This is a genomic window from Longibacter sp. (assembly GCF_051155795.1).
In the GTDB taxonomy this organism is placed as follows: domain Bacteria; phylum Bacteroidota; class Rhodothermia; order Rhodothermales; family Salinibacteraceae; genus Longibacter.
In genome coordinates, this window is record NZ_DAXETW010000137.1 from 19008 (window position 1) to 29482 (window position 10475).

Genomic DNA, 10475 nt, shown 5'->3' on the forward strand with positions numbered 1-10475 from the left:
GGGAGGGCGATCCTGTTGTCTCTTTCTTCTGACGTACCCTCGTACCGACCATGCTTGAACTCAGCGCATCCCCCGGAAACGGAGAGCACCCGACGGACCGGCCTGGAAAGATCGGCGTGATCACCCACGGGTCTCTGAACGACGGGATCGAGATGAAGCTGGACGCCTCCCGGTCCATCGAAGACGTTATTGCCGGTACGTTCGTCGTAATTCAAGGCGAGCAATTCGACTTTTTCTGCATGATCACGGATGTCGAGATCGACGCGGCGAACGAGCAGATTCTCCTCAACCCGCCCGGCCCCGAGGACGACCTGCTCCGGGATGTCATGCGGGGGACCGGGACGTATGCGACCGTCTCGCTCAAGCCGATGCTGATGCTGCCGAACACCGAGCATCCCGAACTCAGCCGGGACGAGCCTCGGTCGGTGAAAACGATTCCGTCTCACTTTGCGCCGGTCGCCTACGCGACGGAAGAGGACGTAGCCCGCGTCTTCGGTCATGAAGCCAACGATGGCGGACGGACCTTCTTCAACGTCGGAAGCCCGATCGGGATGGACGAGATCCCGGTGTGTCTGAACCTGCAGCGTTTCGCGGAACGGTCAAACGCGGTGTTCGGCAAGACGGGGACAGGGAAAACCTTCCTCACGCGCCTGCTGCTGGCCGGCACGATCCAGACCGGACGGGCGGTCAACCTCATTTTCGACATGCACTCGGAGTACGGCTACGGCGACCGCGTGGAGACCGAGGACGGGGATGCCCAGTTTGTTAAGGGGCTCAGGGATCTCTTTCCGAGCCGCGTCAGCATCTTTTCGCTCGACCCCAAGACGACCCGCGACCGTGGACACCAGCCGGATCACGACGTTTATCTCCACGCCGATCAAATTCAGCCGGCTGATATTCTCCCTCTCCGGGACACGCTGAACTTGAACGCGACGGCGGCGGAGAGTAGCTACATGCTCCAGAACACGTATGGGCGGCAGTGGCTCAAGCGCCTGCTGGAGGCGCGAGGCGATGAGATGGAAGAGATCGCCGCCGAGACCGGCGCGCACCAGAGTTCGCTGGAAGCGCTGAAGCGCAAGCTTTCACAGTTCGAGCAGTACGACTTCTTCACCACGCGGCCGTCCCAAGACAGCCACGACGTGCTCGATGCGCTCCTTGAAACGCTTGACGGTGGGAAGTCGGTCGTGCTGGAGTTCGGCCGGTACGACGACCTCAAGGTCTACCTCATGGTCGCCAACGCGATCACGCGTCGCATTCGACGTAAGTACGAGGAAAAAACCAACCGGTACCGCCAGACGCAGCAGGACGCAGATAAGCCGCGACCGTTGATGATCACGATCGAGGAGGCACATAAATTCCTCGCTCCCGGCATCGCACATGAAACGCCGTTCGGCAAGATCGCGCGTGAGATGAGGAAGTTCTTCGTGAGCCTTCTGGTGGTCGACCAGCGCCCATCCGCCATCGACGAGGAAGTGATGAGCCAGCTCGGCACTAAGATGATCGCGAAGCTGAACGACGAAAAAGACATCTCCAACGCACTCGTCGGGACCAGCGACTCATCGTCCCTGCGTCAGGTGCTGGCTTCCCTCGACGCCAAGCAGCAGGCGCTCCTCCTTGGGCACGCCGTCCCGATGCCGATCGTTGTCCGCACGCGAACGTACGGTCCCGATTTCTACGACGACCTCCGCAACGGACCGCTCGCCCGACACACCCCGGGCGACACGGACGATCCGGATGAGCTCATGGGGGAATTGTTTTGAATTATGGTTCAGGGTTCTGGGTTCTGAGTTCCGGGTTCTGAGTTCCGAGTTCTGAGTTACGAGTTCTGAGTTCTGGGTTCTGGGTTCGGTTGCGATCTCCGGTCGTGACTGTCACGCCTCTCTTGGGGCGACAGGGTGCCGGTGTGACGGCGCCTCCCTCCTCGCCCCACCGCAGCGCCAACGACCCAACGCCCCAACGGATCAACGACCTAACGGATCAACGACCTAACGCACATCCCCAATCCCGAATTCTCAATCCCGAACCCTCAACCGGCATCAATCAACGGGCAGCGGTTGCCGAGTTATAGCCAGCCGGCTCGCTCGTCCGGGGATGTTCGGTTTGGATCGAAGAACCAGTCGGCCGCGACGAAGAAATACCAGCCGTGGAGTGCAATCCAGAAGACCGAGCGTCCCGCCCGGAGCCACGGATTCCAATCCCCCGAGGCGGCGTAGTACGCCAGGTCGACCGTATAGGGGGCACCGAAGGCAAGGCCGACGTAGTACAACGTGATGAGCGCGACCAGCACCACGCGCGCCCAGTTTTCCGCCCGCCAGACGGCTGAGGTACAGATAACGACTCCAGCCCCAAGCAGTACCGACGCGAATACGTTCAGCGTTTCCGGACGGGTGTCCCCGATCACCCCGAAGACCTGCAACAGCACCAGCGTCGTCGGCAGGATGGCGACCATGATCAGGTCGTAGGCAGTGATCAGCGTGACGCCGAACGGCCGGTGTCGTCTCGTCTGCGTCATGTCAGGGGCTAATGCGTCGATGCGTGTACGGGCGGGGACGTTGGAGCCGGAATGAAGGATGGAGCCAGACGCCAAAGTGGCTATAAAAACGTCCGACCGCACCCCGAAGGGTCCGATCGGACGGAATTATTCGATATGTGACGAAGCGCCTACACGGCGGTCGACGCACTACTCGGACGTGCCGGCCTGAGGCACCGCTGCGGCCGTCGTATCGGTCGGAACGAGCGATTCCGCATCCGACACGCCGCGGTCCAGAACGGACTCGAGGGCGTCGAGTCGGTCTCCGAAGCGGGCGAAGTCGCCCTCTTGCAGCGCATCGCGTGCTTCCTGCAGCAGCGACCGCGCCTCCCGCAGCTCTTCTACCGCGTCGGGCTCGCCGGGAGCCGGCTGGCGTCCCTGAGCGGGCGACGGCAGATCTGCAGCCTCGGCGATGTCATCCTGGACACGCAGGATTTCGCGTCCGAGTACAACGTTCAGCGCCTCCCGGAGGGATACCTCCATGGCGACGTTCTCCCCGTAGGCGACGATGACGCGCCGCAACTGCGGAATCTTAAGGTTTTCCGCAATCAGGTAAATCGGCTCGACGTACAGGAACGATTCCTCGATTGGCACCACGATCAAGTTGCCGCGGACCACACGAGATCCCTGCTGATCCCACAGCGAGAGGAGCTGCGAGATCTCCGGGTTCTGGTCAATCCGTGATTCGATCTGGTTCGGCCCATAGATGAGCTTCTCCTTCGGCAGCTTGTAGACGACCAGGTTGCCGTAATTCGGCTCGTCGGACTGGGCGGCAACCCACGCAATCATATTATCCCGGTTGTCCGGCGTCATGGGCGTCATCAACATGAACTGAAGCTGATCGTCACCGGGCAGCTTCGACATGATGTAGTACGGCTCCATGATGCGCTGATTCTCATCATACTGCTCCCGTGGACGGGTCCACAGGTCCTCGTTGTTGTAGAAGACGCGGGCGTTTTGCATGTGATAGCGCCGGTACCGCTCGATCTGAATCTCGAACATGTCCTGCGGGTAGCGCACATGCGACCGCAGTCCCTCGGGCATCTGGCCCAGCGGCTGGAACAGGCTCGGGAAAATCTTCTGATACGTCTGGATTAACGGATCATCCGGATCAGAGATGTAGAAGCTGACGTCACCCTCGTAGGCATCGATGACCGCCTTCACCGGGTTTCGGATGTACCGGATTCCATTGTACTGCCCGAATCCGCGGATCGGCTCGCTGTAGGGGAAGGATTGCGTCGTGGTATACACGTCCTGCATCCAGTACTGCCGCCGATCATTCAGGATGAAGTACGGGTCGCGATCCAGCTTCAGGAACGGGGTGATCTTGCGAACGCGCTCCTGCACCCGATTCCAGATCTGGATGCGGCTCGAGTCATTCAGGTAATCGGACAGCAGGATGTTGAAGTCGCCCAGGTAGTAGGCGAACAGCGCCTCCTTCCAGAAGGCATCCAGTAGCACGCCGCCTTCTCCTTTGTAGGAGACGTACACGTTGTCATCCCCCTGCGGGAAGGCGAACTCCTTCTCGTTGGTGCTGACCAGACGGTATGTCGACGCCGTCTCCGAGTAATAGATGGCGGGCTGGTCGACGGCGAGCGCCGAATCTTCGGCCACCGGCGGGAGGTCTTTGACCAGAAACTCCGGCGACCCTTCCGTACCCTCGCGGGCGACGAGGTTGGCGACCGCGCCGTATCCGTGCGTGAACTGAAGATGACGGTTGACCCAGTTGTTCGACCCCTGGGGCAGCGATCCGGTTAGCTCACGCGCAGACAGCATGACCTGCCGGTAGCCGTCCTCCAGCTGGTAGCGGTCGACATCCACGTTCTGGAATTCGTAGTACAGCCGGATTTGCTGTAGCTGGCTGTATGTATCGATCAGCAGGCGCGGATCCCAGAGCCGGATGTTCTTGATCGTTTCCCGGTTGGCAGTGATGTCCTCCGGCGTCAGGTTTGCGCGGGCCGGGTACGATCGCTCGGTCACATCCGAGAGCCCGTAGGCCTCGCGGGTCAGCCGGATATTGTCCTCCAGGTAGGGCTCCTCGACCGACAGCTCATTCGGCGTCACGGTAAACTGGTTGACCACCGTCGGCGCGACGATCATCGCGATGACGAGCGTCACGACGTAGGCCGCCACGCCCAGCCCAAGCACTCGGAGGCGCCGCTGATAGAGGTTTACCCCGACCAGCAGCGCGAGCAGCATCGTCGCGAAGACCATCACCCAGAGGGCCGGGATCGTGACGTGAATGTCGGTGTACCCGGCCCCGAACACCGCGCCGCCACCTTCCATCAGCACCTCGTACCGGTCCAGGTAAAACCCCCAGGCCCAGCCGATGAGCAGGATGATCACGTTAACCCCGAGGTGCTTGACAACCGGCATGGGAAGCTGAAACTGGCCATTGTCAACGCCGATCTGGCCGGCGAGAATGTAGCCAGTCACGAGCGTCAGCAGGCCGAGAAACGCCAGGCCAACGAGTCCGCTCTGCAGCGCCTGCACGAACGGAAGCTCGAGCATGTAGAAGCTCAGGTCGAGCCCGTACACGGGATCGGTTTGCCCGTACGGCACGGCATAGAGATAGCGCAGCAGACCGTCCCATTGCCCTGCGAATCCAGCGGCGAAGAGCAGGCTCAGGACGCCGCCGATCGTGTATGCCAGGCGACGAACCCGGTCGCGGGTGATCGGAGCGCTCGACTGCCCTTCCTGGCCGAAATTGGCGGCCCACGACGGAGGTAATCGATTGACCAGAACCCGGAAGTTCACGACGAAATACACGGCCGCCAAGAGAATGACGACAGAGAACAGCGAAATCTGGGTGACGAGGATGGTCCAGTAGACGCCCTCATAGCCCAGTTCACTCATCCAGAGATACTCGACGAAGAGGCCCGGGGCGAAGAGCAAAAGCGTGAGCACGAGACCGACAATACCGAGGACGACCTGCGCCGCACGACTCTTTGGAATAAGCGACATACGCGGGTGCCGAAGAGGTGGAGAGCGGGAACGGGAAGGGGAAAACTGCCGGACGACCGCCGGCAGGACGTTGATGAATGCACACCGCGGGTTCGGGTTCGCCCCGTTCGGTGAAAGCCCCGCCCCTTCAGACCCTGCACATCTCGGCGCCCGCGACCACGGCAACAGCGAAATGGCCACAGGCCTCTCAGAGGCACCAGCCGAACCACGAATGAGGCCTCCAGGCCCGCTTTTCGTGACCGATCAGGCGGAAACTAAGCCCATCACAGAATGAGTGCAAAGAGGAGCAATCCGACACCGATGATGAACAGCAACGCGCCCAGATCGGGTGCGGTCATGCTGCCCCCGAAGAGGGCAGGTTCGTCCCTGGCGTCTTCGTCGCCTGCGGACCACGTGAGGCCGAGGATGCCCACGCCCACGGCCGTCATCACAGCACCGAATGTTCGGAGGGCCAGCAGGATGTCCCGGTGAAGCATGAGGCTGCCGCCAAGCAAGATGAGGCCGGCAATCAAGGGAGAAAGCGTTGTGAAGAGCCGGAGGGCAGGCCCTTCCATGTCGGATGCGAGACGGTGTCGCCGGGAAACGACGTAAAGGAGCAGACCGCCACCAAACAGAAACGCGATGCCTGCGGGGAGCAGCATGTGCACGGACTCAACGAGAGAGACGCGAGAAGGGAACGGCGCTTCGATGTCAACCGCCCGGAGGGAACAAGGAGCCGAGCGGAGGGCGGGCGCCACCACAGGAAAGGCTGAACCAAGCGGGGACGGGCCAGGGTGACAAGGTCGCCAGCATCGGCAAACGACCAGACTCGAACGGTATATTCAGCTGTCTTCCTTCAGATCCCGCGGGGCATGCCATTCGGGCTCCGGCTCCACCTCGATGGCCGGTTCCGGACCGTTGTCATCCCACCCCTCTTTGCTGGCCCACATCAGTGGCCTGACCGTCATGTCGCGGTCGACAACGATCTGGCAGGACAGCCGCATGTTGCCCAGCTGGTTGATCGCGTCCAGCTTGTCGTGCTCCGCCTCCGTCATCACGTCGGGCTCTCCCGATTCGAACTCCACGCGACAGGTGGTACAGCTGGCGTGGCCGCCGCAGCGGTGGCCGATTTCCACGCCGCTCTGCGCGATGGCGCGAACCAGTCGCGTTCCGTCTTCAACATCGAACGTTCCTTCTCCTTCGATTGTTAGCTTCGGCATACGTGGTGTCAGATTCCGGATGGAAAGGTCGTTGACCCCGCCGGCGGTGAGCCTCGCCTGGCACAGAGGACAGGAAAAAAGACGAAGCGCACGTCAGCTTGTCAACGTGCGTAGACATTCGTTACGTCGAATCCTCCAGTAGTGGCAAAACCTCCGGTCTTAACATTGGGAGAATGGCGTAAAGGAGTAATGTCGCACCAGCAATTTCCGCGGGAAGCGGGTACCTTTGACATTGTCGGTGCTGTATCGGCCCCGGCGCTCGACGCCCTCCACCTCTGTTCCCCACTGCCCCTGTCACCGGAATGACCGATCACGTAGTTCTCGTCAACACCGATGACGTGCCGCAGGGCACGGCCGAGAAGCTGGAAGCGCACGTCGAGGGCTGGCTGCACCGGGCCTTTTCCATTTTCGTTTTCGATCCGGACGGCCGTCTGCTACTGCAAAAGCGAGCCGATCACAAGTACCACTCCGCCGGACTGTGGTCGAACACGTGCTGCAGTCATCCGCGACCAGACGAGGACCTGGAGGAAGCGGTCCGACGACGGCTCCTCGAGGAAATGGGCTTCGAGTGTGCCCTGCATCGAGCGTTCCATTTCGTTTACCGGGCGGAGGTCGGCAACGGGCTGATCGAACACGAATTCGATCACGTCTTTATCGGTCACGCACGTCCGACGGTCGTGCCAAATGCCGACGAGGTGTCTGACTGGGCGTGGGTGGAGCCGGATCACCTCCTCTCGGACATTGCGGCCCATCCCGACCGGTATACCTACTGGTTCCGTCACATCCTGAGCCGGACACTCTCCCACGTCTCCGCTCGCGCCGCGTAACCACACGCGTGCAACTCAGCCGCGACCGCGCACTGCCTCCTCCGCAGCACGCCGACACATCGATGGGTGTGCACGTGTTAACTCCCTTTCCTCCTCCGCGCTCCGGGCCGACGGTTGCCCGGGAAGAGGCGGTCCCAGGGGATTCTCCAGTTCCACAGGTGCACGCACTACGCCTTCACGGAGCGATCATTGACGGAGTCCGTTCGGTTGTTATTTTGGGAGCGTATCTCCTCCCGCCGTCTATTCAACCGTTCCGCGCCCGTCGCCATGAACAGTGAACCGTTTCGCGTAGGGATTCTTACCGGTGGCGGCGATTGCCCCGGCCTCAATGCCGTAATCCGGGCCGTCGCCAAGAGTCTCATGCTTCAGCACGACGCAGAGATCGTCGGCATCCGGGACGGCTTCCAGGGCCTCATCGAGGGACACGTCGAATCGCTCGAACACGTGGATGTGAGCGGCATCCTCACCCGCGGCGGCACCATTCTCGGTGCTTCAAACAAAGCGAATCCGTTCGCCTACTACCGGCGCGACAACGCCGACGTCTCCGCAGAAGCGATGAAAACATATGAGAGCCTCAACCTCGACGGGCTCGTCACGATCGGCGGGGACGGAACCATGTCGATCGCCCACCGACTCTCGGAAATGGGCATGAACATCGTCGGAGTACCAAAAACGATCGACAACGACCTCGTCGGAACGGATGAGACGTTCGGGTTCGATACCGCTGTGTCCATTGCGACCGAGGCCATGGATCGGATCCACACGACGGCACAGAGCCACCACCGCATCATGGTCGTCGAAACGATGGGGCGCTACGCAGGATGGATCGCGCTGCATGCCGGCGCCGCGAGCGGGGCGGACGTGATCCTCATCCCCGAGATCGACTACGACATCGAAGCCGTCGCGGAGGTTTGCCGCACGCGGGAACGCAGCGGGCAGCGCTTCACGATCATAGCCATCGCCGAAGGCGCAACGCCCATCGACGGGGGAATGGCCGTGCGAGAACGGATCGAAGACAGCCCTGACCCGCTGCGCCTCGGCGGCATCGGGAATGTGCTGGCACATGAACTGAAGGATCTGGTGTCGAGCGCCGTCCGAACCACGATTCTCGGTCACGTACAGCGCGGCGGCACGCCCACGGCCTACGACCGAAACCTGTCGACGACATTCGGCGCCATCGCGGCGTCGATGCTCGCCACCGAACAGTACGGCCGCATGGTGGCCTATCAGAACGGCTCGTTCACGAGTGTGCCCCTCAGCGAGGTGGCGGACAAAACGCGCACAGTGCCGCTCGACAACGCCCTCCTGCAGAGCGCGCAGGCGGTCGGCACCTCGTTCGGGCGCAACGATCTGGCCGATATCCGCGACTGACGTGTCCGCGACTGACCTGTCCGCGACGCATGCGCAGGGACCAACTCCGCGACGGGCTCGGTCTGTGGAGCCGCCCCCGCCGTTCGGCAAGCTAATCGATCACGTGTTCCTCCCCGATCTGCAGACGCCAAAATGACCGTATTTCTGACCGGTGGAACCGGCTTCGTCGGATCCTACGTCCTGCGGGCCCTGCTGCGGGCCGGACACGACGTGCGGTGCCTCATGCGCGACCCTTCGGACCCGCTCGCCCTACCTGATGCGACGTCCGAACCGACCGGACCGTCGATCGAACGCGTCCCGGGCGATGTAACCGATCCCTCCTCGTTCGGCGATCACCTCAGCGGGTGTGAGGCCGTCATCCACCTGGTCGGCATCATTGAGGAGCATCCGCGACGGGGCGTTACGTTCGAGCGCATCCACGTCGACGGGACGCGGCACATGACTGGTATGGCGCGTGAAGCGGGCGTTGACCGGTTCATCCACATGAGCGCAAACGGCGCACGAGCGAGCGACGGTACCGCGTACCAGACCACCAAGTGGGAGGCGGAGCAAATCGTTCAGGCGGCGGGGTTCGAGCACTGGACTATCTTTCGGCCGTCCATCCTGTTCGGCGACCCGGGCCCGGAGAATCCGGAATTCGCCTCGCAGCTTCTGGATGAGTTGATACGGCCGTTCCCCGTGTGGCCGATTTTCGGCGACGGCATGTACCAGCTGCAGCCGGTAGCGGTCGACGAGGTCGCGTCCGCCTTCGTGCAGGCACTTGAACGCCCGGTCACGGCGGGCCGAACGTATTTCGCCGGCGGTCCGGACCGGATCGCGTACCGCCACGTGCTGGACATCATCGCCCGGGGAGCGGGACTGAAGCCGAAACCAAAGGTGAGCGTCCCGATGCCGCTTGCTCGACTCGGCGTCAGCACCGTCGGTCGGACGAGCCTCCTCCCCATTTCACCCGCTCAGTTCAATATGCTGATCGAAGGCAACACGGGCGACAATACCGCTTTCTACGCCGACTTCGACCTCACGCCAACACGGTTCACGGAGGAAGCGCTCGCCTACCTTCGCGATCGGTAACCGCCGGACGGCTGGCCGCTTTTCACGGCTGCTGCTCCGTTCCGTTACGCCTGCGCATCTACGGCCAAACGCGCGACCTTCCGGACGTACTCATCCGGGTCGGCCTTCCGCTCGAGACCGCCCTTGCTCATGTAGCGTGTCTTCCCGTAGACCGGCCGCTCCTGCCACGCGCGATCGTGCAGGCCGAAGATCCAGAGGACATTGCTGAAAGAATTTGGATCGCGCCCGTCCAGGAAATACGTGTTGTTAAGGTGCAGAATCCGGCGATGCGCTTCCTCCGGATTGGGGGACCACTCCAGGATTTTCTTTCCCCAATACATGCGCATGTAGTTGTGCATGTAGCCGGTCTCCCGCATTTCCTTCATTGCCGCGTTCCAGTAGGGATCGTGGGTTTGGCCCCCCCGTAACTCGTCGAGGCTGTAGAGGTACTCGCGCTCGTCATCCGCATGCTCTTCGAGTGTCGTGGCGGCCCAGTCAGGCAGCGGGTCGAGCGTGTCGTAGCTGTCGCGATTG

General features: G+C 62.0%; 8 protein-coding genes and 1 pseudogene. 4 read left to right on the forward strand and 5 right to left on the reverse strand.

The features are described 5' to 3' along the window. The first annotated feature begins 50 nt into the window (after positions 1–50). Positions 51–1760: a helicase HerA domain-containing protein gene (locus tag ACFCU0_RS13570; protein WP_434974219.1), complete on the forward strand. Its 1710-nt coding sequence runs from the start codon at positions 51–53 to the stop codon at positions 1758–1760. Between the two features lie 302 nt (positions 1761–2062). On the opposite strand, the gene ACFCU0_RS13575 is transcribed toward ACFCU0_RS13570, so the two are convergent. The 4 genes from ACFCU0_RS13575 to ACFCU0_RS13590 form a co-directional block, all read right to left on the reverse strand. Continuing rightward, on the reverse strand, positions 2063–2512 hold the full coding sequence (locus ACFCU0_RS13575) for a hypothetical protein (RefSeq protein WP_434974220.1): 450 nt from the start codon (positions 2510–2512) through the stop codon (positions 2063–2065). A 168-nt stretch (positions 2513–2680) separates the two neighbouring features. Continuing rightward, on the reverse strand, positions 2681–5494 hold the full coding sequence (locus ACFCU0_RS13580) for a UPF0182 family membrane protein (protein ID WP_434974221.1): 2814 nt from the start codon (positions 5492–5494) through the stop codon (positions 2681–2683). Between the two features lie 263 nt (positions 5495–5757). Continuing rightward, entirely contained in the window at positions 5758–6135 is a 378-nt protein-coding gene (locus ACFCU0_RS13585) for a hypothetical protein (RefSeq protein WP_434974222.1), read from the reverse strand. Between the two features lie 180 nt (positions 6136–6315). Then, positions 6316–6693: a 2Fe-2S iron-sulfur cluster-binding protein gene (locus tag ACFCU0_RS13590; protein ID WP_434974223.1), complete on the reverse strand. Its 378-nt coding sequence runs from the start codon at positions 6691–6693 to the stop codon at positions 6316–6318. A gap of 302 nt (positions 6694–6995) precedes the next feature. On the opposite strand from ACFCU0_RS13590, the gene idi reads away from it, so the two are divergent. The 3 genes from idi (at position 6996) to ACFCU0_RS13605 (ending at position 9962) form a co-directional block, all read left to right on the forward strand. Beyond that, positions 6996–7520 (forward strand): isopentenyl-diphosphate Delta-isomerase, encoded by a 525-nt coding sequence (idi, locus tag ACFCU0_RS13595; RefSeq protein ID WP_434974224.1) that lies wholly within the window; start codon positions 6996–6998, stop codon positions 7518–7520. A gap of 267 nt (positions 7521–7787) precedes the next feature. Continuing rightward, on the forward strand, positions 7788–8891 hold the full coding sequence (locus ACFCU0_RS13600; RefSeq protein WP_434974225.1) for a 6-phosphofructokinase: 1104 nt from the start codon (positions 7788–7790) through the stop codon (positions 8889–8891). A gap of 132 nt (positions 8892–9023) precedes the next feature. Beyond that, positions 9024–9962, forward strand: coding sequence for a complex I NDUFA9 subunit family protein (locus tag ACFCU0_RS13605; RefSeq protein WP_434974226.1), 939 nt, complete (start codon positions 9024–9026; stop codon positions 9960–9962). A gap of 44 nt (positions 9963–10006) precedes the next feature. Here the strand turns inward: ACFCU0_RS13605 and ACFCU0_RS13610 are convergent. Then, positions 10007–10475 (reverse strand): annotated as a pseudogene (locus ACFCU0_RS13610) (deoxyribodipyrimidine photo-lyase); the annotation flags it as partial.

Excerpts from the sequence above, each read along its gene's own strand:
- ACFCU0_RS13570 (WP_434974219.1), top strand. The coding sequence starts at position 51 with ATGCTTGAACTCAGCGCATCCCCCGGAAACGGAGAGCACCCGACGGAC.
- ACFCU0_RS13575 (WP_434974220.1), bottom strand. The coding sequence starts at position 2,512 with ATGACGCAGACGAGACGACACCGGCCGTTCGGCGTCACGCTGATCACT.
- ACFCU0_RS13580 (WP_434974221.1), bottom strand. The coding sequence starts at position 5,494 with ATGTCGCTTATTCCAAAGAGTCGTGCGGCGCAGGTCGTCCTCGGTATT.
- ACFCU0_RS13585 (WP_434974222.1), bottom strand. The coding sequence starts at position 6,135 with ATGCTGCTCCCCGCAGGCATCGCGTTTCTGTTTGGTGGCGGTCTGCTC.
- ACFCU0_RS13590 (WP_434974223.1), bottom strand. The coding sequence starts at position 6,693 with ATGCCGAAGCTAACAATCGAAGGAGAAGGAACGTTCGATGTTGAAGAC.
- idi (WP_434974224.1), top strand. The coding sequence starts at position 6,996 with ATGACCGATCACGTAGTTCTCGTCAACACCGATGACGTGCCGCAGGGC.
- ACFCU0_RS13600 (WP_434974225.1), top strand. The coding sequence starts at position 7,788 with ATGAACAGTGAACCGTTTCGCGTAGGGATTCTTACCGGTGGCGGCGAT.
- ACFCU0_RS13605 (WP_434974226.1), top strand. The coding sequence starts at position 9,024 with ATGACCGTATTTCTGACCGGTGGAACCGGCTTCGTCGGATCCTACGTC.